Origin of the sequence: Serratia sp. NPDC078593, assembly GCF_050268245.1 — a bacterium.
Taxonomy (GTDB): domain Bacteria; phylum Pseudomonadota; class Gammaproteobacteria; order Enterobacterales; family Enterobacteriaceae; genus JBNNGK01.
The window spans coordinates 23022-45754 of sequence record NZ_JBNNGK010000011.1 but is presented as its reverse complement, the minus strand read 5'-3'; the positions used below and the strand labels follow the sequence as shown (position 1 = coordinate 45754).

The window sequence follows — 22733 nt, the reverse complement described above, 5'->3', positions numbered from 1 at the left end:
CTTAATCCCGTCCTATAACCAGCGCCGCATTCGCACCTCCGAATCCGAAACTCAAATTCAACGTATTGTGAAGCCGAGCAGCGCGATGCCCTTCGCTAATGTAATCAAGATCGCAAGCCGGATCCGGATGATGTAAGTGACAAGTCGCTGGCATCAATTGATGCTTCAACGCTTGTAAACATACGATCGATTCAAAACTGCCTGCGGCGGCGATCAAATGCCCTGAATAAGATTTAGTGCTCGAAATCGGCGTGCTATACGCCGCATTCCCCATTGCCAATTTGATCGCTTCGGTTTCATTCAAATCATTGAGCTGCGTTGAAGTACCATGCGCATTAATGTAATCGACCTGGTCGGCACTGACTCCGGCCTGCGCAAGCGCGCGCCGGATCGTTTCTATGCGTGCGGCCTTATCTTCGGCGGGCGCAGTGAAGTCGAATGCATCAGAGCAATTACCATAGCCTTTAATTTCGCCCAGAATGGTCGCACCACGTGCCAACGCGGCGTCGCGCTCTTCCAAACAAAGCACTGCGGCACCTTCTGAAAGCACAAAACCGTTGCGATCTAAGCTGAAAGGGCAACACGCCTTGGTAATATCATCTTGCTCGCTAGTTAAAGCACGTAGTACATCAATATTCCATATCGCCGAGTCAGTGCGCAGCGATTCACCCGCACCAGCCAACATCATCGATGCTCGCCCACTGCGAATTACTTCAAATGCATCGCCGATAGCCATAGTACCGGTAGCACAGGCAGCGATTGGCGTATTTTGATATCCACGTAGCCCCCAATATAGGCTACAGGCCGCAGTGGCGACATTTGGCATCGACATGAAACAACCAAATGGCGATCCCAACCCGGTATTTAAATGATCTTCATGATTACGATGGGTTTCGTCTTGCCCCGCCCAACCGCTGCCAATAATGGCGCCACAATCCAATAGATCGTAATGCGCTGCTGGCGATTCAGACTGAAAGGCCATTCCCATCGCTTCCTGCGCCGCAGCCAATACCAGACGAGCAAAATGCGGTAGCCGACGGCGAATCGCGGCTGGCACTGACTTCAAATTCGGTTCATCGTCAATCAGACCAAAAAAGCGTGATTTAATACCGGTATCCGATTTATCGACGTAGCGGTAGCCAAGCTGATAATCCATCATTGCCGCCCAGCTTTGCTCTGCGTTCATCCCCATCGGTGTAACCGCACCATAGCCAGTAACCACCACCCGACGCGGCGCATAGGTATTATTCATGATTTATTCCTTTAATGTCATTGTCATTACCCGGGGATCCCCCCAGCGCGAGCCACAATTTCATGGTGGCGTTGAGATAGTTGTATTGCATCTCAACCAAACTATTTTCACTGTTCAACAGTGCATCCTGAGCATCCAACAGCGCCTGGAAAGAAATCGCACCGGCGCGATATTGACTGGTTGCCAACGCTAACCGCTGTTGGCTGAGCTGTAAGTTTTGCAGCAAACTCTGTTTCTGTTGCTGATAACTCAAGCGTTGCGACATCGCGTTATCGATATCAGACAGTGCGTTGTAGACCGTGCTACGAAACTCAATTGCGGCCTGTTTCACATCAAGCTTGGATTTTTCGATGGTCAGTTGCACCGTATTCCACTGAATAAACGGTAACGCGATGTTGGCGCCCAACGCTCTGGCTGGATTGCTAAACCACTGCTGGAAAACGGCACTGCCTGCACTCAATGACGCACTCAGCGACAACGACGGATAAAAATTCAACCTTGCGACGTCTGTACCTGCTAATGCAGCACGCAATCGCCACTCTGCGCCTTGAACATCCGGACGATGGCGAATAACGTCCAGCGGTATGCTCGGCGCAATCGGCACATCCTGCTTGATGTTTAACTCACTGAGCTCAGGTTGACGATCGTACGGCGAACGATTAAATAAGATCGCTAATGCGTTGCGTGCTGTTTCACGTTGTTGTTGTAAGTTACGGTACTGATTTTGCCTATCGAGCAGCGTTTGCTGCGCCTGCAACAGCTCAATCTGCCCGGCACTGCCAGCAGCAAAGCGTGAACGCACCAGATCCAGCGTGCTTTTACCGTTGTCGAGCATGCTCTGTTGGGTTTTCACTTGCTGATTCAGTTTGGCTATCTGCCAGTAATATTCGGCAGTGCTGCCGATCAAGGTCAGCGCGGTATTTTGCCGATCTTGTTCCGTTGCGCGCACCAACCACTCTGCCTGCTCACGCGAGCGTGCCAGTTTGCCCCACAGATCCAGTTCGTAGCTCAGGCTCACACCCGAGGTATAATTTTCGCTCGATTGCGTTTCATGCTTCAGGTTCTTGTTATTACTCGCCCCGCCAGTGACCGTGACATTCGGAGTCAGGTTGGTATTAGTCAGCCCGGCCTCCAAACGTGCCCGTTGCAGCTGCAACCCTGCTTTCGCCAGATCGTTATTGCTGAGCAGCATACTGCTGATGACTCTCGATAGTTGGGGATCATCGAAATTATCCCACCAATGCTGCGTATTTTTCAGATAAGCAGTTCCACTATCCTGAACCCGCCACTGTGGCGGAATGGAAACCATCGGTTGCTGATAGTCACTTTTTACCAGTGAGCCACAGCCGGACAGCAAAAGGCTGCCAAATACAGCCAGAGTTATTTTCTTCATTCGCGCGCCAGCGCCTCCGTTGGATGCAGACGCGCTGCATTGCGCGCAGGGAAAAAGCCAAATCCCAGCCCAATCAGCGCTGAAAACCCGCAAGCTATCACTATTGGCGGCCAGGTAAATACCATCGTAAATTCATCGGTAACCCACGAAAATACCACTCCCGCCAGTGCCGAACCGACGATGCCGATCAACCCGCCGAGCGTGCAGATCACGATCGCTTCTATCAAAAACTGCCGCATAATGTCGCCGGGCCGTGCCCCTACAGACAAGCGGATCCCAATCTCATGGGTTCGCTCGGTCACTGATACCAACATAATGTTCATCACCCCCACACCGCCGACTAAGAGCGAAATCCCCGCAATGGCGGTGATCAGCAACCGCATTGAGGCCGATGCTTTCTGGATGGTTTGCGTCATTTGATCGTTGGTCAGCGTGAAAAAGTCTCGGCGACCGTGAAACTGCTCTAGGCGCTGCTCTACATCAGCTTGTGCCAGCTGCAGCGAGTAACCGTCACGCACCCGTAAAGTGATTGAGTCCAGCGGCAGATCGCCAGACATCCTCTGGATCAAGGAGGTAAAAGGCATCCAGGCACCGAGTAGGCCGCCACTGTAATTCGGGCCTTTCTTTTCGGCGATACCAATGACCCGGTACGGCACATTGCCCAGTTGAATAATTTGCCCTTCCGGTTGTTCATTCGCCTCAAACAGCGTTTTACGCAGCTCAGGATCGATAATCACCACCGGTTCACGCTCATCCAAATCGTTCTGGATAAAACCGTTACCCGATATAAAATTCAGACCTTGAACGCGAAAAAATCCGTTGCTAACACCGGAGATAGATACAGAAACCTGCTTACCTCCCCGTATCGCCGTCACCATTTTTCTGACAACCGGCGAGATGCTATCCACATACGGCTGACGTGCCAGCATTTCGACATCATCTAGCTTTAGTGAACGTTCAAAATCAGGGCGTGGCTTATCCCAGCTCAGGCCAGACCGGATCTCCAACGTGCTCGTGCCAAGTTGGCTGATTTCAGCCAAAATACTTTGCCGAGCGCCTTCTCCGACGGCCATGGAAGACACCACTGATGAAATACCGATGATAATGCCGAGCATTGATAAAAATGCCCGAACCCGATGGCCAAGTAGCGAACGCCAAGCCATCTTCACCGCTTCTTTCACACTCTGCCACAGCGGCGATCGGCCAGTCGCGACAGGGGGGGGTAACGCCTGTTTACCGGCAAGCGGCGCGATGCTGTCGTTCACGTTGTCCGCAATGATCTCACCATCACTGATCTCAATGATCCGTTGCGCTTGATTCGCGATATCACGATCGTGGGTGACGATGATAATGGTGTGCCCAGACTGATGCAGTGAATGCAAAATTCCCATCAGTTCCTGACCGCTGGTTCGGTCTAACGCTCCGGTTGGCTCATCCGCCAGAATGATTTCCGCACCATTCATTAGTGCACGGGCGATGCTCACTCGCTGTTGCTGGCCACCGGAAAGCTGGGATGGCTTATATCCCATACGCTTTTCCAAGCCAAGGCGGCTTAGCAAGTATTCTGCTCGCGTCTGGCGCTCCGCTGCGGGCATTGCAGTATACAACGCCGGAATAGCAACGTTTTCAGTCGCCGTCAGATACGGCATTAGATGATAGCGCTGGAAGATAAACCCGATGTATTGGCTGCGTAACTGAGCCAACTGTTCACTATTCGCCAACTGGGTTGAAACGTTTTTAATCCGCATTTCACCCGCAGATGGTTTATCCAGACAACCGATGATGTTCATCAGTGTCGATTTACCGGAGCCAGAAGCGCCAACAATGGCTACCATCTCGCCACGGTGTATCGACAGCGACACGTTTTTCAGTACCGTCACCGTTTGCGGGCCGGAGGTGAAATGGCGCGAAATATCCTTTAGCGAGATCAGTGGCATAGCGTTATTAGGCATTGCCACTCCCGAAGTTTTGCGCCAACACGATCAGCTCACCTTCTTTAACACCTTCTTTTACCTCCACGAATTGACGATCGTTAATGCCCGTTTTTACCCAACGTGACTCCACGGTATTTCCACGCTTCACCTGCACGCGGTAACGATCTTTACCCTGTTGTTCACCCAACGCGCTGACCGGGATCCGCAGCACGCTTTTCGCTTGATCGGTAATAATAAATACCTGCGCAGTCATCGAAGTACGCAATAGACGCTGGCTGTTAGCAATGGCGAAGACGCCATTGTAATACACTGCCGATGCCTGCTGATTAGATGATGCAGTAGGGCTATCTTCTTTAAGTGCCTCGCTCGGCGCTTCCTGAATGGTGCCCATTACGCTGTCATAGCGACGCTTGGGATCGGCCACAACGTAGAACCATAAAGGCTGACCGACGCGAACTTTCAAAATATCCGTTTCAGAAATACGCGTATGTACAGTCATGGTGTCAACGTTAGCCAATACCAGAATGGTCGGTGCAGTCTGCGAGGACACAACGGTCTGCCCTTCTTTCGTCACGATGCCAAGGACCTCGCCGTCAATCGGCGCTAAAATGCGCGTATAGCCCAAGTTAGCGCGTGCGGTTTCCAGCGCCATTTCCATTTGCACAATCTGCGCTTCGTTCATGCGGACTTGCGCAACCTGGGTGTCGTATTGCGCCTGCACCTTTTCTAATTCACTCTTGGTGCCAGAGCGATCGCGATCTAACTGACGCTGGCGTTTTAACTCCTGTCGGTACTGTTTCAGCATCGATTCGGAGGCTTGTTTTTGTGCGACTGCACTTTGCAATTGCGCTTCTGATTTACGCAATTCGTTATTTTGCAATGTTGGGTCAATTTCTGCCAATAACTGACCTCGCTTTACGCGATCGCCCTGTTTCACATACAGTTTCTTTAACTGACCGTTAACCTGCGCACCAACATTAACCTGTAACGCCGGTTTGAGGATGCCCGTCGCCAACACCGATTTTTCAATGTTGCCACGGCTGACGGCCTCTGTAATCAATGGCGCTTGCTCTGCCGATGACGCAGTGTACCCAGCAATCCCTACGCCGATCGCCACCAGTAATAGCAGCAGCCAAAGGAAGATACGGACTTTTCGTTGTTTCCAAACCGACATAGAGGCTTCCTTAGCAAGTCGCCGTGGTTAATACCGGCTGTTCCTGAATTGACTGCACACGTTCAACGCGGCCGCTAGACATGCGGTACACCCGATCAAACATGGTTAATACGCTTTCACTGTGAGTCACAGTGATCAGTGTTTTGTTATACTCACGGCAATGCGTTAGTACCGTCGCCATGACCTGATGCGCGGTTTCTTCATCCAAGTTCGCGGTAGGTTCGTCGAGCACCAAAATCGGGCAATCACTGTACATGGCTCGAGCAAGTAACAAACGTTGGCGTTGCCCCAACGACAGCGCCGCATGGCTTTCGCGAATCAACGCACTCTGACCGCCGGGCAATTTCTCCACTACCGGCATCAGGTTCAAGCCCCGTAGTGAACTATCGACACGTGCTTGCTTGCGATCGTCGAACTTGCTATCGAACAACGTAATGTTATGCAGTACCGAAGCGTTGAATAAAATATCCTCCTGGCTTTGCAGGAAGAACAAACCATGCGCCTGCCGATAATCAATCGGCTCACCGTCGACCAGCACAGCCCCCTGCTGCGGCGCCATTAGCCCCGCCATCACTTTCAGCAGCGTACTTTTACCGGCACCAGACTCACCAACAATGGCAATACTTTGGCCACGAGCCAATGAGAATGACAAGTTGCGCAACACCGGTTGACTAGCGTCGTAGGCAAATGAGATATCCTGATACGCCAACTGCCGTTTGAAAGGCGGTAACGCTGGGGGTATCCCTTGATGCTCATGGTTTTCATTCCCTTCCGGCGCCGGTGGAAATAAATCACGCGCTCGAGTGTCAATGACGTGCAACTGGTTTTTCTGCAACACAGCAAAGAAAATTTTGGTGATATATGAGGTGAAAATCTCACGCACAAAACTATAGGCAAAAAATTCGCCCAAGCTAAGCACACCGTTTTTCAGCAACGGTAATGCCAAAAACATGAAGAACACCATTTCCAGACTGCCAATCATCTGATACAGGCTACTTTTTACCTGCTCATACACCCTTTGCTTTTGCCGACAGGTAAAGTATGAAAGTGCATATTGCGCGAAAATCCCCTTGCGTTGGCTATCCAACCCAGCGGATTTAATCGTTGAAAAACCTTGGATCGTTTCCAGAATAAAGTCACTTTGCTCAGCACTTTTCACTTGTAATTGCTGGGTATAGTAACGATCGCGATAAATCGCCCACACACTAACCAGCCCCATCATGGTCACGCCGATGCCTGAGACCATCGCCAAAATCGGGCTCATGTAGCACATTACCGCGAGCGCGATGGCACCGATAATCCAGTCGGTACGCAGGCCGTTATCCAGCTCTATTTTTTGGCCAGAGGCCATCTGCCAGTTAGCAAAGCGGCTGAATATTTCACCGGGAGCGCGCTTATCAAAAAAATTTAGTGTGTTACTTAGCAAACGCGAGAAACCCGCAACGCTATTTAGCACCACAAAGCGTTTGATGAACCTTTCGGTTATCACCCGAACACCGAAAGCCAAGGTAGTCGACACCACAAAGGCCAACAGGAAGTAAAAATACGGGAAGTCCGTTTCACCTGGTGTGGAATACACCTTATTAATGGCACTGCTGACCATCGTCGGCATGATAAAAAGCGTCAATGAGATTAAAAACGCCAGTACCATCAAGCGGTAGATACCCTTGATGCCGGCGGTTTCTTTCAGGCTCATGCATTCCAGCGCACGCAGACGTTTACTGCGCTGCACGTTTTTAACCGCCTCGGCATCAGCGGGCGTTTCGGGATCCAAAACTAACGCATAGCCGCTAATGTCCAACTTTAATGCATCGATTGGCAGTAACTGTTGCCCTATTGCAGGGTTCATGACACAGACGTAATTACCCTTACGGTACGCCAACAACACATAATGGCTCGCGCCATAGTGTAGGATCGCAGGCAACGGCAGTGCAGTCAGCTCCTGATGTTCAAAAGCAACGGGATAAGCGGGTATCGCCAGCTCAGACAAAATATCGCACAGGGTCGCTAACGACGTGCCATGCTGTGACGCTGGATAGCGCTCACGCAGACTTTCCAATGGTGCATCAATACCTTGTGTTTCAGCCAACATAGAAATACAGGCTAAGCCACATTCGTTGGTTTCGCCCTGAAACACCTGCGTCGGGATTATCTTTTCCATGATCTCTTTCTTAAATATCCAGGTTATTCATTGATGAAAAATAACGAATGTGCATGCCATAACAGCCAGTCTTGCGGATACTGTTTTATCGCTTGTTCAACCATTTCCGGCAGTTGCGTTTTTAGCTCTTTCGCTGCCATGGTCGGATAGATATGAATCTTAATTTCTTTATCGTAATAGAGGTTGTAAAACACGACCTGTGCCGATAACGCCTTGGCAAGGCGAATAACCCCGCTGTGTACATGCGCCGAGCGGTCAAATAACCGACAGCTTAATTTTGCCGACCCCGCTTTGTTGGTACCCACCGTATAATCAGGCGTAATATCTGGGAAGATAATTATATTCCGCTTATGCTCTGCCGCTTCCATGATCGCCGAGGTCAGGTTACCCGCAATCGCACGATTATCATCGTGTATCGAGCAATAGGACAAGTTTACACCGCCCTGCTTTCGTGCTTGCTCCTGATAAATTTCCGCACTGGAAGAGACAATCACCGTTGCCTGCCCGGGAAAAACCCCGCCACCAACAATGCCAGCCAATACGTCGGAAACCATATGCAAAGGTGCAAGTATCACGGGTGAACCTGCCTGATGAAGCGGTTCGACCACTGCATTCAACTGCTGGCGACAGCATTCTAACTGAGCCAATACCTGAGGATTTTTCCCATACGTGGCAGCCAGTTCCAACACGTGACGACGTTGAATTAACCGGGTGTAATCCAACCTTTTACCTGCCCCTATCAAACTCTGCTTATTGGCCGCCGCCACCTTCCCCCGTCTTTTCAAGCCACGCCAGCTAAAAGGTAAAATCCCGCCAGCGTATACCAGCGCTAAAATCCAGCGATAATTGACATATTGCAATAAGAAACAGGCAAATCTGCTTTGCAGCCGCCGCACGCCATATAACGCGTGGGCAGCCTTATTAATGCTATTACGCCATGTCAAATAAACCCAAACGGCGAAGAAACGCATTATTTCTCCAGCAATTTATCATGCTGTAATAAGGACAACAGTTTGTCGGAAAATTCAGGGAAGTCGCTGTCCTGAATCGCTTGCCATTTTTTACCGACGATGAATGTTGGGGTCGCATTAATCTTGTAGTGGCTACTGACGGCTGTCATATAGCTCATCAATTCTTTAACCTCTTCCGATTGGCTAACTTGTTTGTATTGCGAAATATCAATACCTTCTTGTTGCAACCATTGGTTAAGTTGTGCCGTATCCGCGAGATTGATACGGTCTTTGATCACCGCTTTATAGGCGCTTTCACGGTGCTGTGGCTCAATACCCATCACCGTGAGGGTGGCAAACAGTGGAGCAAAGCTGGCCAGACCGCTATTTTGTGGGTTGGCTACATGAACACGTTGTAATTTACTGCCTGCTGGCATACGCGCTTCGAGCTTAGCGACATTATTTTCATTCAGTGCACAATAATGGCAGCCGTATGAAAAAATTTCGACAATCACATTGTCTTGTTTGATTGGACTATTACTGACCTGTTCATCACTAACGGCTTTAATTGCGACTTCCGCCGGAGCGCCGCCAGAATTAAGGACAAAATAATGGATGTAACCTGTAGTAATCACCGAGGAAATAACAATCACCAACAGCGTATAGAGAATTAGGTACAGGGGTTTCTTGAACATAGAGAGCTCATCCTGAAAAGTGAGGCGTTCCGTCAGGGGCATCTGCTAAGGCAGGAAAATACGTCATGATACTGATGAACTGGATCGTAACAGCATCACACCAGCCAAAGAAGAAAACAATACAACATAAAATTAGGTGCGATATATTATCGCACCTAAAGTAGGCCTACCAGACCTGTTTAAAGCTTTTACCAAGCTTTAATTTAGCCCGCAGGTTTACAGTTGCTGTCATCAGCCTGTTGGTAAGTTTGAGTTGCTACACCGTGTTTATCCACACAGGTGGTCACTAAATTACAAACATCGTTTCCACCAACAGTAAGCCACTCAAAAGAATCAGAGCAGGTTGTTTTGCAATGGCCACCAACGATGGTGTTTGCTACAGACATCGTAATCTTTTTCATTTTAACATCCTTATATTTACATTATGTATTACTGCACTACTTATTGCCCATCATTCATGATGTAACAATTCAATATAGGTACATGCATAGCGAAACATGCCCTAATTAATATCGGGCGAATTATTTGAACTGAGTGTTCACCTAATCGAATTGCGGCAAGGATAACGAGCACGTCACGACAGATCAATACTATTTTCAATAACAAGACTACTCATAACCATATCGATTAAAGCGATCTACTTGGATTAATCTTATTAATTCTTAATAATTAAAATAAGAAAAAACATTACACATTAAAAACAAAGATAAAAAACAAAACACGCAACACAAGAAAACACCTTTAAAATTACAAGTAAAAATGAGAAATTATACTGATCCGACCACTTCTGGGTTTTTCTACTCTTCACTAAAACAATGCTAAAAGTTGGATACAGACTCAGCACACTTAGCGCAAGACACAAACACGAAGCAAAAAAAGAACGTTGAATCGCTTCTCATTAAGTTATCAGCAATTTTCTCCAGCCACCCGGTTTACGCTTTATTAAATGGACGAATACATTAGCTGAATGAATGCATTTCATCCTGAGCATCTGTCTGTATTGCTAGATAAAAAGTAAAAAACCACCTGCTTAGAAGTGGTTTTAGGTTGATTACAACGTCCGGAAATTCTCATGTCTAGCGCACCGAGAGGCACTCCAGCGGCAAGCCGCTACACCCCATTTTGCACGCTTTCTCTAATTAGAGGCTTTGACAGCAGTCTGAAGGGTGACGATGCCTTGCCCGCTATCGTGTTAACAAGAGGGCGAATGCCCCTGAGGCGGCAGATAACGTAATGGATCCAACGCCGTGGCGCGATAACGAATTTGGAAATGCAATCGCACCGAGTTAGTACCGCTGCTGCCCATGGTGGCTATTTTCTGCCCGGCTTTCACCGTTTGGCCATTACGTACCAATGTACTGTCGTTATGGGCATACGCAGTGATGAAATCTTGCCCATGCTTAATCATGATCAAATTTCCATAACCACGCAGTTGGTTGCCGACGTAAACGACTTTACCATTCGCCGATGCGTAGACGGGCTGACCACGGCTCCCTGCGAGATCGATCCCTTTGTTCCCACCGTCTGCGGTTGAGAATTTGACGATAAGTTTACCGCTGGTCGGCCAATGCCAACAACGTGATATGCCTGGCGGTGGAGATTTAGCCAATACATTGCCTGTAGCACCACCACTCGACTTGCGGTTACCCGTAGTCTGTTTCGATGGCGCACTCGATGCTACTTTGAGTTTTTGGCCGACAGCCAATCGATAAGGGGGACGAATCTTATTCATCCGCGCCAACTCACTGACTTCATTGTCAGTGATCCATGCAATGTAATACAGCGTATCACCGCCTTTGACCGTATAGGTTTTTCCGTTGTAGCTGCCTTTCGGCAGTTTATCGTAATCGCGATTGTAGGTGTTTTTCCCGGAGCATCCCGCTAGCAGCAGGCTGAGCGTCAAACACACCGCCACACGATGCCACCACTTTGTATTGCTTCCTCTGCTCACAACCTGACCTCAATCTGCTATATCGGTACGCTATTACGCTAGAAGCGCGTGAAGAGCGCCTATACTACCACTTGCGAAGGGTCAGTCAAAAACAAGGAGATTTTCAGGATGATAGCCGTGGCCGATATAAGGTTAACTATATATTAAGATTGGGGTTTTGATGCGAAATGTTTAAGTATCTGGTGAGGATATGCAAGACGTTAGGAAAAGATTTTGGAGCGGGTGAAGGGAATCGAACCCTCGTATGCAGCTTGGGAAGCTGCCGTTCTACCATTGAACTACACCCGCTATGGTGTGCGATTGGCATTATAACCGGTTATCGCCGCTGGGCAAGTGGAGTTAACGCAAAATTGCTGCTGTTTTAAGCGGTTAGTTCGTCTTACTCGCTTAACGCACATAAAAAGCCGGTGTAGTCGCCCACACCGGCTTTGTCATGAACAACGCTTACTTAGTCGGACGCATCGCAGGGAACAGGATCACGTCACGAATAGTATGGCTGTTAGTGAACAGCATCACCATACGGTCGATACCGATACCCAAGCCAGCCGTTGGCGGTAAACCGTGCTCCAAAGACGTCACATAATCTTCGTCGTAGAACATGGCTTCGTCATCACCCGCATCTTTCGCCGCTACCTGATCAGCAAAACGCTGTGCCTGATCTTCAGCATCGTTTAACTCGGAGAAACCATTACCGATTTCGCGGCCACCGATGAAGAATTCAAAGCGATCGGTGATTTCCGGGTTCTCATCGTTACGACGTGCCAGTGGTGACACTTCTGCTGGGTATTCAGTAATGAATGTTGGCTGAATCAGATGGCTTTCGGCTGTTTCCTCAAAAATTTCAGTCACAACACGACCCAGACCCCAGCTCTTCTCGACTTTAATACCAATAGACTCGGCGATCGCTTTAGCTTTATCAAAATCATCCAAATCGGCCATTTCTGTTTCTGGACGGTATTTTTTGATCGCTTCACGCATCGTCAGCTTTTCAAAAGGCTTCCCGAAATCAAACACTTCATCGCCATACTGTACTGCCGTGTTACCCAACACATCTTGCGCCAGTGTACGGAACAGCGATTCGGTCAATTCGATCAGATCTTTATAATCCGCGTAAGCCATATAGAGTTCCATCATCGTGAACTCTGGGTTATGACGCGGAGAAACGCCTTCATTACGGAAGTTACGGTTGATTTCGAATACGCGTTCGAAGCCCCCCACCACCAGCCGCTTTAAATACAGCTCAGGTGCAATACGCAGGTACATATCAATGTCGAGCGCATTATGATGCGTGATGAACGGACGTGCCGACGCGCCGCCTGGGATCACCTGCATCATTGGGGTTTCAACTTCCATGAAGCCACGGCCAACCATAAAATTACGAATGCCCGACATAATCTGCGAACGCACTTTAAAGGTATTGCGTGATTCTTCGTTGGCGATCAAATCCAGATAGCGCTGACGATAACGGGTTTCCTGATCGGCCAGGCCATGGAACTTATCCGGCAACGGACGCAGGGCTTTGGTCAACAGACGCAGTTCGGTGCAATGGATCGACAATTCGCCGGTCTTGGTTTTGAACAGCTTGCCGCGCGCGCCAAGGATATCGCCCAAATCCCACTTTTTGAACTGCTCGTTGTAGACACCTTCCGCCAGATCGTCACGCGCCACGTACAACTGAATGCGGCCACCCACGTCTTGCAGCGTCACAAATGACGCTTTGCCCATAATGCGGCGCGTCATCATACGGCCAGCGACAGTGACTTCTACACCCAGCGCTTCCAACTCTTCGTTTTCTTTGCTGTCGTATTCGGCGTGCAGCTTATCGGACGTGGTGTCACGACGGAAATCATTCGGGAACGCAATGCCGTTCTCGCGCAGCGCTGCCAGCTTTTCGCGGCGTGACTGCAGCTCGTTGTTGAGATCCAACGCCTGATCGGCGCCCTGTGATTGTTGCTCAGACATTTCTGTTCCTCATAACCCGGCTTTCAAACTTGCCTCAATGAATTTATCTAGGTCGCCATCCAGTACGGCCTGCGTGTTACGCGTTTCAACGTTGGTGCGCAAATCCTTGATACGGGAATCATCCAGTACATAAGAACGGATTTGGCTACCCCAGCCGATATCGGACTTATTGTCTTCCAGCGCCTGTTTATCAGCATTTTTCTTTTGCATCTCATATTCATACAGCTTGGCTCTTAGCTGTTTGAATGCTTGATCCTTGTTCTTATGCTGTGAACGATCGTTCTGACACTGAACCACGATGTTGGTCGGTAAGTGGGTAATACGTACCGCTGACTCGGTTTTGTTGACGTGCTGACCACCGGCACCGGAAGCGCGGTAAACGTCGATGCGTAGATCCGCCGGGTTGATGTCGATATCGATATCTTCATCCACTTCCGGGTAGACAAATACAGAGCTGAATGAGGTATGACGACGGCCGCCTGAATCGAACGGGCTTTTACGTACTAGGCGATGCACGCCGGTTTCAGTACGCAACCAGCCAAACGCATAGTCGCCGATAATTTTAATGGTGGCGGATTTCAACCCCGCGACATCACCATCAGACTCTTCAATCACTTCTGTCTTGAAACCTTTGGCCTCAGCCCAGCGCAGATACATACGCAGCAGCATGCTGGCCCAATCCTGTGCTTCCGTGCCGCCAGAACCCGCCTGAATGTCTAAGTAGCAGTCAGCACTGTCGTATTCACCAGAGAACATACGACGGAATTCTAATTGTTCCAGCTTAACGATCAGTTGATCAAGCTCAACCACCGCTTCGTTAAAGGTTTCTTCATCGTCGGCTTCAACCGCCAGTTCAAGCAGGCCGCTCACATCTTCTTCACCTTGAGTCAGGTTGTCGATGGTTTCAACGATGGCTTCAAGTGCGGAACGCTCTTTACCTAGCGCCTGTGCGCGCTCAGGTTCGTTCCATACGTCCGGCTGTTCCAGCTCGGCGTTGACTTCTTCTAGGCGTTCTTTCTTGGCATCATAGTCAAAGATACCCCCTAAGAACGGCTGTCCGCTCGGACAGGTCCTGAATTCGGTTTTTTACCGGGTTAATTTCAAACATGATTTTCGCGTTCTTACGTTGAATGTTGTCAATGGCGGGATGCCATGGAACCGGTAATTCTAGCGGATCTGGGTTCCAGATTATATACCCTAAAAAATTAGAGTGACGGCATAGCGGCAACCGCAAAAATCACCATCAATTACTAAGAGAAAAACATGTAGATAGATGATGATAAATCGGTTCGGGATAGGTTAGTACGCAACTTATCGCGCGCCGGGAGCGCAGTTTCATGTGAAATGATTTATCGCTGCCCACACCGCAGATGTGCTTTACCAATAAAATGCAAAGGTGCGCCCAAGAGCGCACCCGCATTGATTTAATATGGCCAAAGATGCTGAATCAATAACTGTACATTACGGTTACCGCGATATTCGTTAACGTCGAGCTTATAGGCCAGCTCCACTTCGCGAACGCTACTATCAGGCCACAGCGTGGTGTCTACGTTGAAAGCAATACCGTCAAGTAATGGCCCTCCGCCGATCGGTTCGACCATCAGTTTCAGGTGTTTTTCACCCACCAACCGCTGTTGCAAAATACGGAATTTCCCGTCAAACGTCGGTTCTGGGAACGCCTGCCCCCACGGGCCACCTTCGCGCAGTAACTCCGCCGTTTCTAACGTCAACTCCTGCATTGCCAACTCACCGTCAGACCAGATGACCCCTTCCAGCATCGCCGGATCGAGCCATTCGCCAACCAAATCACCAAACCGCTGGCGAAACTCGTCAAATTTAGCCTCTTCCAACGACAACCCCGCCGCCATTGCATGGCCGCCAAACTTTATCATCAAGCCGGGGTTGAGGCAGTCCAAACGCTCCAGCGCGTCTCGCATATGTAGACCGGCTATCGAACGCCCCGATCCTTTCAGAATACCGTCACCCGCAGGCGCAAAGGCAATTACCGGGCGGTGAAAGCGTTCTTTAATACGCGAAGCCAGAATCCCTACCACCCCCTGATGCCACTCTGGGTGATACATCGCCAAACCGTAAGGCAGCGCCGTACGGGTACGTTCGAGTTGATCGCACAATTGCAGCGCTTCTACCTGCATACCCTGCTCGATTTCGCGACGCGTTAGGTTAAGCGCATCGAGATCGTTGGCCAGCATGCGCGCCTGCGCAATGTCATCACTCAGCAGTAACGCGACCCCTATCGACATATCATCTAATCGACCGGCAGCATTCAACCGTGGCCCAAGTGCGAACCCCAGATCATTAGCGGCCAATGTTCGCGCGTCTCGGTTTGCCACCTCGAGTAATGCACGGATGCCCGGGCGACACTTACCAGCGCGAATGCGGTTCAAGCCCTGGTACACTAAAATACGATTATTCGCGTCAAGCGGCACCACATCTGCCACCGTTCCCAACGCCACTAAATCTAGCAATTCGGCTAAATTCGGCATGATCAACTGCCGCAGTTCAAACCAGCCAGCCTCGCGTAGACGCGCCCGTAACGCCAACATTAGATAAAACGCGACGCCAACACCCGCTAACGATTTGGAAGGAAACGCACAGCCACGTAAATTCGGATTAACGATCGCATCTGCGGTTGGCAACACATCACCCGGTAGGTGGTGATCGGTCACAATCACCTGCATGCCTTTACCATGCGCCACATCCACACCAGCATGAGAGGAAATGCCATTATCCACGGTGACAATCAGCGCTGCACCACGCGCATCCGCCTGCTCAACCACCTCTGGACTCAAGCCGTAGCCGTCCTCGAAACGGTTGGGCACCAGATAATGCACATCACTACCGCCCATACTACGCAGCGCCAGTACCGTTAGCGCCGTGCTGGTAGCTCCGTCGGCGTCAAAATCCCCTACCACCATGATACGACGGCCATCGGCCAGCGCCTGCTGCAAAATAGCGACGGCGGTGTCGATACCCTCCAGTTGCTGCCATGGCAGCATGCCTTTCACACTGCGTTCCAGCTCCTGCTCCCCTTGCACTCCACGTAGAGCGTACAAGCGGCGCAGCAACGGATGTAAAGTCGCAGGCAGATGACGTTCATCCGCCGTCTCACGACGGCGTAATTGGGTTTTAATACTCACCAGCGATTAACCACCGGCTTTTGTCGCGGCCTGATGCGCATCCAGCATAGCCGCCATCTCTTTCGGCCCCTGATAACCAGGGATCAACATGCCATTTTCGAGGATTATCGCCGGAGTACCTTGAATACCGAACTGCACACCCAGCGCATAATGTTTGCTGATGTCAGTCTTACACGTCGCCGGTGAAATCTCATCGCCTTTCATTGCCATGTCAAATGCTTTGGCTTTATCGGCTGTACACCAGATCGATTGCATGTCTTTTTCTGCCTGCGAGCTCAGCCCCTGACGAGGGAATGCCAAGTAACGCACGGTGATCCCAAGATCGTTATATTCTTTCATCTGCTGATGCAGCTTATGGCAGTAACCACAGGTGATATCGGTAAACACCGTAATTACGTGCTTTTCTTTTGGGGCTTTGTAAACGATCATCTGATCTTTCAACGCTGCCAGTTTGGTGACTAACATTTGGTTGGTCACGTTGACAGGCTGCTTGCCGCTGACATCATACAATGGACCTTGCAGGATGTGTTTTCCGTCTTCCGACACATACAACACACCGTTTTCGGTCAACACGGTTTTCAGACCAGCGACCGGTGAGGGTTGTACCTCTGACTGCTGGATACCCAAGCTACCCAGCGCTTTTTTAATTACCGCATCATCAGCGTGCGCAGCGCTAGCCATTGAAGCTACCAACAAAGAGAGCAGCATTAAACCTTTCTTCATTCTTCCATTCCTTTCAAACCCGGCACATCAGGCGCGCGGGTGATGCTGTTGATGTAGCTGTTTCAATCGTTCAGTTGCTACATGTGTATAAATTTGCGTAGTTGAGAGGTCGCTATGCCCCAGTAACATCTGTACGACACGAAGATCGGCACCGTGGTTCAGCAAATGGGTGGCGAATGCGTGTCGTAAAACGTGTGGAGACAAGCGCTCACTATCAATACCGGCAAGGATCGCATAGTGTTTAATGCGATGCCAGAACGTCTGACGTGTCATTTGTTGGCAACGTTGGCTTGGAAACATGACGTCAAGCGCCTGCCCGTTCACCAACCATGGCCGCCCGTGCTCCAAATAATTCTCGATCCAATAAACCGCTTCTTCGCCTAGCGGTACCAACCGCTCTTTGTTGCCTTTACCGATCACGCGTACCACGCCTTGACGCAGGCTGACATCGCTAATGCTGAGACTCACCAATTCGGTAACACGCAAACCGGTGGCGTAAAGGACTTCCAGCATCGCTTTGTCACGTAACTCTAACGGTTGCTCGACACACGGTGCCTGCAGCAGCGCTTCGATTTGCGCTTCACTCAAATCCTTCGGCAACCGTTGCGGCAGTTTGGGCGACGCGAGTAACGCGGTCGGGTCGTCGGCTCGCATGTTCTCGCGGTTCAAATATTGATACAGGCGACGCATGGCACTTAACAGGCGCGCCGAACTGCTCGCCTTGTAGCCCCCCTCTACCCGCTCGGCGAGAAACGCTTGCAGATCCAGCGCGTTGGCCTGTAATAAACTGCGGCTCTGCTGCGCCAGCCAGCTAACCAGCGCTTGCAAATCCAGCCGGTAAGAGGCCAACGTATTTTCCGCTAGGTTACGTTCAAGCCACAGCGCATCCAAAAATTGCTCAATCAGCGCATTGTCTTGCTGTTGCACGTCCCCCTCTCTTGGTTACGGTTACACCTTAGGTCATTATGCCTTAAGCCCGCGTAAATCTGGTACACTCGTTGCCATTTCACGAACGGTACATAACGGTTTAAACATGAAGATTGGTCTATTTTACGGCTCCAGCACCTGCTACACCGAAATGGCTGCGGAAAAAATCCGTGAGATTCTAGGTGAAGATCTGGTCGACCTGCACAATCTGAAAGACGTCTCCCCCAAACGGATGGAAGACTATTCCGTGCTCATCCTCGGTATTCCTACTTGGGATTTCGGTGAGCTACAGGAAGACTGGGAAGCCATCTGGCCACAGCTCAGCGAACTGGATTTACAGGGCAAAATTGTCGCTATGTACGGCATGGGCGACCAACTCGGCTATGGCGAATGGTTTCTCGATGCACTCGGCATGTTGCATGATCAGCTCAAACCGCTCGGCGTACAGTTCATCGGTTTCTGGCCGATCGCTGGGTTTGAGTTTACCAGCCCAAAACCACTGACCGCTGATGGCTCGCATTTTGTCGGCCTGGCGCTAGACGAAGTGAATCAGTATGAGATGAGCGATGATCGTCTGCAACAGTGGTGTGAGCAAATTTTGTTGGAAATGGAACCGCTGCTGTAAACTCGCTAATCGAGGCGCGGCTCACGCGCCTTACGGATTCGGTTTATACCGTTCAGATTCATCGCACCCGATTCGCCGCCCGCCAAAACATGGTTTGATTAAGACTCCTCATCACCCGCCGATGGGAACAACAAGTGTTGGCGTAATTGCCGCCAATCGGCTTTTCTCATGCAATCGGAGGCTAGCCACATCCGACGAGATTTTTGGTTATCCAATGGCTGTAATTTCAGCATAATGCCATAATGTGGCATCCACGGACGGCCAATAATCCGCCATTCTTTACCTTCCCACACAATGTGCCGCGCCACACTAAGCACATGCAACTCACCCTGATGCGAAGCAATACGTTTTTGGCTGCGAATGCATTCAAACACCACCAGCGTCAGCAGTATCAACCAAATGGGGCCGTAACCTTCCGGCCAAGGCGAAATCAAGATCAGCAGAATCAGCGCACCATGGGCTAATAACGAGATTAACTGGGTGCGCCAAGAGATACGTACATTACATCGCCACTGGGCCACGGTCTTTATTTCGCGTCTGGATCAAGGTCACCATTCTCTGCAATTCACTGTCCTGCGGAGCGCCATGATTCATTAACCAGTTGAATAAATCTGGATCATCACACTCAAGCAAGCGAATAAACAACGCTTTATCTTCATCACTCAGCGAATCGTACTCGTACTCGAAAAACGGCATGATCGAAATGTCCAACTCGCGCATCCCGCGGCGGCAAGCCCAGTGAATACGTGCTTTATTATTAATATCCATGTTGTTATGACTAACCTCTGTTCTACGTGGCTTTAGCGCGGCAATACTTGCGTAAGGATTACCTTCACATGTATGGCAACACATGATCGATATAATTCCGTTGATTAACAATTAGCATGTAAGCATAACGTCATTCGGCAGCGCCTAGAGTAACAATTTGACACACTCGTCGGAAAGAATGTTCTCGGTTGAAAGCAGAATTAAGCGCTAAATATCAAAAAAAGTGCGGTCGATGAATAACTGCTTGCAAAGCCTGCTGCCTCTTTTACCATGGAAGACCAACTTCTTTGGTAAGAATAACGTTAATCAGGATCGAACTCATGGCGTTCAACATTCCTTTTCCACCTCGTCATCCCTCTGCCGCTTCCCACCTGCCATTAACGCTGATTTCGCTGGAAGACTGGGCATTGGTCACGCTAAATGGCGCGGATACGGTGAAATACTTGCAAGGCCAAGTGACCGCGGACATCGAAAAACTGGCGGCCGATCAGCACGTGCTGTGTGGCCATTGCGATGCCAAAGGCAAGATGTGGAGCAACCTGCGGTTATTCCAGCAAGGTGAAGGGTTTGCCTATCTGCAACGTCGCAGTGTGCTGGATAGCCAATTGGCAGAAATCAAAAAATATGCGGTGTTCTCGAAAGTCACCATCGCTGCCAATAATGACGCAGTCTTGCTGGGCGTCGCCGGGTTCCAAGCGCGCGCCGCATTGGCGGGCATATTTGTTCAACTTCCTGATGCAGAACACCCGGTCACACATGATGGTGACACCACGCTGCTGCATTTCAGCCAACCGGCTGAGCGTTTCCTGCTGGTGACCACCGCCAAGGTTGCAGCACAACTGGCAAACACATTGCAAGAACAAGCCGAGCTGAATGATAGCCAGCAATGGCTGACACTAGACATCGAAGCCGGTTATCCGATTATTGATACCCCAAACAGTGCGCAGTTGATCCCGCAGGCCACCAACCTGCAAGCGTTAGACGGCATCAGTTTTAGCAAAGGTTGTTATGCCGGGCAGGAAATGGTGGCTCGCGCCAAATTCCGTGGTGCCAATAAGCGCGCTTTATATTGGCTGGTGGGTAAAGGTGCTCGCATCCCTGCTGCCGCAGAAGATCTAGAATTGAAGCTGGGTGATAACTGGCGGCGTACCGGCACCGTGCTAGCCGCGAGCCAATTAGCCGATGGTACGTTATGGGTACAAGCCGTGTTGAATAACGATCTGGCCGCTGACAGCATCCTGCGCGTGCGTGAAGATACCACCAGCGAACTGGCCATCAAGCCATTACCGTATTCACTGGTTGAAGAGAAGTAAAAAGGAGCCGAACACAGGCTACCAATCAGATCAGAAATGAGAGAGCGTGCCGAGTCAGCAACCCAAACGCTGTTCGGTGCGCTCTGCTTGGGCAACTAGAGCGATCAAACACGCTGTCATGATTCGCCATGACGGCTGGTTAGCCGATATTTCTCTCACCGGGCGACGCCGATGTCCTCAGCTTATTTCGCGCTACGATCAACCATACGCTAGCGCGAAAATACCGCGGCATTGATCTTAGACGTACAAGTAAATCGCCATGAAGTGACACACGCTACCGCCGAGTACAAAGCCGTGCCAAATCGCGTGGCCAAAACGAAAGCGTTTCGATGCGTAGAAAATCACCCCTAAGGTGTACACCACGCCGCCAACAGCCAGCAACGTGACGCCCCTCATGTCTAAACGGGTCGCCAGTTGGTAAATGACGATCAACGACAGCCAACCCATCGTCAAATAGGTCACCAACGACAACGCCTCAAAGCGATGTGCAAAGGCCAACTTGAAGATCACCCCAAACAGCGCTAATCCCCAAATCACTACCATCAAACCGCGCGCCAACGGTGAATCCAACCCCACCAGCAAAAACGGCGTATACGTGCCCGCAATCAAAAGATAAATCGCACAGTGGTCAATCTTTTTCAACCAGTGCTTCGCTTTCTGATGGGGAATGGCGTGATAAAGCGTTGAGGCCAAATAGAGCAGGATCATACTGCCGCCATACAAACTATAGCTAGTGATAGCGGTCACCCCAGCACCAGTGTCTGTTGCCTGGAGCAGCAGCAATACCAACCCAACAATACCGAAAACCAATCCAATACCGTGGCTGATACTATTGGCAATCTCTTCCGCCCACGGATAAGCCGTATTGGCAAGTTTATCTGCCTCGGTTTTTACTTCACCCGCATTTCCCATAACGCTGACACCCTCAAAACGACGCTAACTTGCTCGAAACTTCCACAAATCAGCTTAACTGAGAATAATTCCAGTGTACACGTGTACGCTAAAATAAAACTGTGAAAGCATGTAACACATGCGCAAACATCGAAATCTTCCTTTCGGTGGTCTACAATCGACGAGCTTTAAACTCAACGACTACCGAGGCTGTATCATGTCATCTGCCGTACCCGCGTTAGAATTTGGCTCCATGACCCAAGTCATCCAGTTCCTGATGGAAATCGATAAACTTAAAAGCGTCCAGCGCCGTACTAAAGTGCTGGGTACCCAGCGTCAAGAAAACTCTGCCGAACACAGCTGGCACTTCGCTATCGCCGCCATGAGCCTTGCGCCCTATGCTGGTGACGACGTTGATATTCAGCGTGTAATTCAAATGGCTTTGCTTCATGACATTGTCGAAATCGATGCTGGCGATGTGTTGGTGTACGATCTGGCTGCGCGTGCGGCTATCCACGATCAAGAAGTTGTCGCTGCCCGCCGTCTGTTCGGCATGTTGCCAGCACCGCAGCGTGAGTATTTCGCCGCGCTATGGCAGGAGTATGAAGACGGTGAAAGTGCCGATGCCCGCTTTGCTTTGGTTCTGGATCGTACAATGCCAATGCTGATGAACCTGCATAACGAAGGTCAGAGTTGGGTAGAAAACAACATCACTCTGCAACAGGTTCTGGCACGTAATGCGATGATTGCCGAGGTCTACCCCGAATTGTGGCAACATTTATCACATCACCTACATGAAGCGCAGCGTAAAGGCTGGTTGAAGTAAAGCGCATGCCGGGCTGCCTGCCCGGCGATA

20 protein-coding genes and 1 tRNA gene are annotated in these 22733 nt (G+C 50.2%); 3 read left to right on the top strand and 18 right to left on the bottom strand.

What is annotated here, in order from left to right:
• Window position 1: 1 nt before the first annotated feature.
• The 15 genes from ACQKDS_RS13410 to xerD form a co-directional block, all read right to left on the bottom strand.
• Window positions 2-1252: a beta-ketoacyl-[acyl-carrier-protein] synthase family protein gene (locus tag ACQKDS_RS13410; RefSeq protein ID WP_399671302.1), complete on the bottom strand. Its 1251-nt coding sequence runs from the start codon at window positions 1250-1252 to the stop codon at window positions 2-4.
• The gene (locus ACQKDS_RS13405) at window positions 1245-2645 is read right to left on the bottom strand and encodes an efflux transporter outer membrane subunit (protein ID WP_399671299.1); all 1401 of its coding nucleotides are present in this window, start codon (window positions 2643-2645) and stop codon (window positions 1245-1247) included. Before ACQKDS_RS13405 ends, ACQKDS_RS13410 begins: the two co-directional genes overlap by 8 nt.
• Window positions 2642-4597, bottom strand: a complete 1956-nt coding sequence (locus tag ACQKDS_RS13400; protein ID WP_399671296.1) for an ABC transporter permease — start codon at window positions 4595-4597, stop codon at window positions 2642-2644. Before ACQKDS_RS13400 ends, ACQKDS_RS13405 begins: the two co-directional genes overlap by 4 nt.
• On the bottom strand, window positions 4590-5753 hold the full coding sequence (locus ACQKDS_RS13395) for an efflux RND transporter periplasmic adaptor subunit (RefSeq protein ID WP_399671293.1): 1164 nt from the start codon (window positions 5751-5753) through the stop codon (window positions 4590-4592). Before ACQKDS_RS13395 ends, ACQKDS_RS13400 begins: the two co-directional genes overlap by 8 nt.
• A 10-nt stretch (window positions 5754-5763) precedes the next feature.
• Window positions 5764-7914 carry a peptidase domain-containing ABC transporter gene (locus tag ACQKDS_RS13390; RefSeq protein ID WP_399671291.1) on the bottom strand — a complete coding sequence of 717 codons (2151 nt, stop codon included), beginning with the start codon at window positions 7912-7914 and terminating at the stop codon, window positions 5764-5766.
• A gap of 23 nt (window positions 7915-7937) precedes the next feature.
• Window positions 7938-8885, bottom strand: coding sequence for an ABC transporter (locus ACQKDS_RS13385; RefSeq protein ID WP_399671288.1), 948 nt, complete (start codon window positions 8883-8885; stop codon window positions 7938-7940).
• The gene (locus tag ACQKDS_RS13380) at window positions 8885-9559 is read right to left on the bottom strand and encodes a DsbA family protein (protein WP_399671286.1); all 675 of its coding nucleotides are present in this window, start codon (window positions 9557-9559) and stop codon (window positions 8885-8887) included. Before ACQKDS_RS13380 ends, ACQKDS_RS13385 begins: the two co-directional genes overlap by 1 nt.
• A 203-nt stretch (window positions 9560-9762) precedes the next feature.
• On the bottom strand, window positions 9763-9960 hold the full coding sequence (locus tag ACQKDS_RS13375) for a DUF4762 family protein (protein ID WP_399671283.1): 198 nt from the start codon (window positions 9958-9960) through the stop codon (window positions 9763-9765).
• Between the two features lie 791 nt (window positions 9961-10751).
• Window positions 10752-11510, bottom strand: coding sequence for an amidase activator ActS (gene actS, locus ACQKDS_RS13370; protein WP_399671280.1), 759 nt, complete (start codon window positions 11508-11510; stop codon window positions 10752-10754).
• 214 nt (window positions 11511-11724) lie between these two features.
• Window positions 11725-11798 (bottom strand) — tRNA-Gly (locus ACQKDS_RS13365).
• A gap of 156 nt (window positions 11799-11954) precedes the next feature.
• Entirely contained in the window at window positions 11955-13472 is a 1518-nt protein-coding gene (gene lysS / locus ACQKDS_RS13360; RefSeq protein WP_399671277.1) for a lysine--tRNA ligase, read from the bottom strand.
• Window positions 13473-13481: 9 nt separating this feature from the next.
• Window positions 13482-14580 (bottom strand): peptide chain release factor 2 gene (gene prfB, locus ACQKDS_RS13355; protein WP_399671274.1). Its coding sequence is split into 2 segments (ribosomal slippage): window positions 13482-14504 and window positions 14506-14580, totalling 1098 coding nucleotides; the frame shifts between segments, so codons are not numbered across the junction.
• A 316-nt stretch (window positions 14581-14896) separates the two neighbouring features.
• Entirely contained in the window at window positions 14897-16630 is a 1734-nt protein-coding gene (recJ, locus tag ACQKDS_RS13350) for a single-stranded-DNA-specific exonuclease RecJ (RefSeq protein ID WP_399671271.1), read from the bottom strand.
• A gap of 6 nt (window positions 16631-16636) precedes the next feature.
• Complete coding sequence (dsbC, locus tag ACQKDS_RS13345; protein WP_399671268.1) at window positions 16637-17353, bottom strand: bifunctional protein-disulfide isomerase/oxidoreductase DsbC; 717 nt, start codon at window positions 17351-17353, stop codon at window positions 16637-16639.
• 27 nt (window positions 17354-17380) lie between these two features.
• Window positions 17381-18280, bottom strand: a complete 900-nt coding sequence (gene xerD, locus ACQKDS_RS13340) for a site-specific tyrosine recombinase XerD (protein ID WP_399671265.1) — start codon at window positions 18278-18280, stop codon at window positions 17381-17383.
• Between the two features lie 106 nt (window positions 18281-18386).
• On the opposite strand from xerD, the gene fldB reads away from it, so the two are divergent.
• Window positions 18387-18905, top strand: a complete 519-nt coding sequence (fldB, locus tag ACQKDS_RS13335; RefSeq protein WP_399671262.1) for a flavodoxin FldB — start codon at window positions 18387-18389, stop codon at window positions 18903-18905.
• Window positions 18906-19003: 98 nt separating this feature from the next.
• Here fldB and ACQKDS_RS13330 read toward each other — a convergent pair whose 3' ends face one another.
• Both ACQKDS_RS13330 and sdhE read right to left on the bottom strand, forming a co-directional pair.
• Complete coding sequence (locus ACQKDS_RS13330; protein WP_399671259.1) at window positions 19004-19426, bottom strand: protein YgfX; 423 nt, start codon at window positions 19424-19426, stop codon at window positions 19004-19006.
• Entirely contained in the window at window positions 19407-19673 is a 267-nt protein-coding gene (gene sdhE, locus ACQKDS_RS13325; protein ID WP_399671256.1) for an FAD assembly factor SdhE, read from the bottom strand. Before sdhE ends, ACQKDS_RS13330 begins: the two co-directional genes overlap by 20 nt.
• 320 nt (window positions 19674-19993) lie before the next feature.
• Between sdhE and ygfZ the strand changes: the two genes are divergently transcribed.
• Entirely contained in the window at window positions 19994-20986 is a 993-nt protein-coding gene (gene ygfZ, locus ACQKDS_RS13320) for a tRNA-modifying protein YgfZ (RefSeq protein ID WP_399671254.1), read from the top strand.
• Between the two features lie 237 nt (window positions 20987-21223).
• Here the strand turns inward: ygfZ and trhA are convergent, their stop codons facing one another.
• Window positions 21224-21898 (bottom strand): PAQR family membrane homeostasis protein TrhA, encoded by a 675-nt coding sequence (gene trhA, locus ACQKDS_RS13315; RefSeq protein ID WP_399671251.1) that lies wholly within the window; start codon window positions 21896-21898, stop codon window positions 21224-21226.
• Window positions 21899-22094: 196 nt separating this feature from the next.
• Here trhA and ACQKDS_RS13310 point away from each other — a divergent pair, with 196 nt between their 5' ends.
• Window positions 22095-22703: an HD family hydrolase gene (locus ACQKDS_RS13310; RefSeq protein WP_399671248.1), complete on the top strand. Its 609-nt coding sequence runs from the start codon at window positions 22095-22097 to the stop codon at window positions 22701-22703.
• Window positions 22704-22733 lie beyond the last annotated feature (30 nt).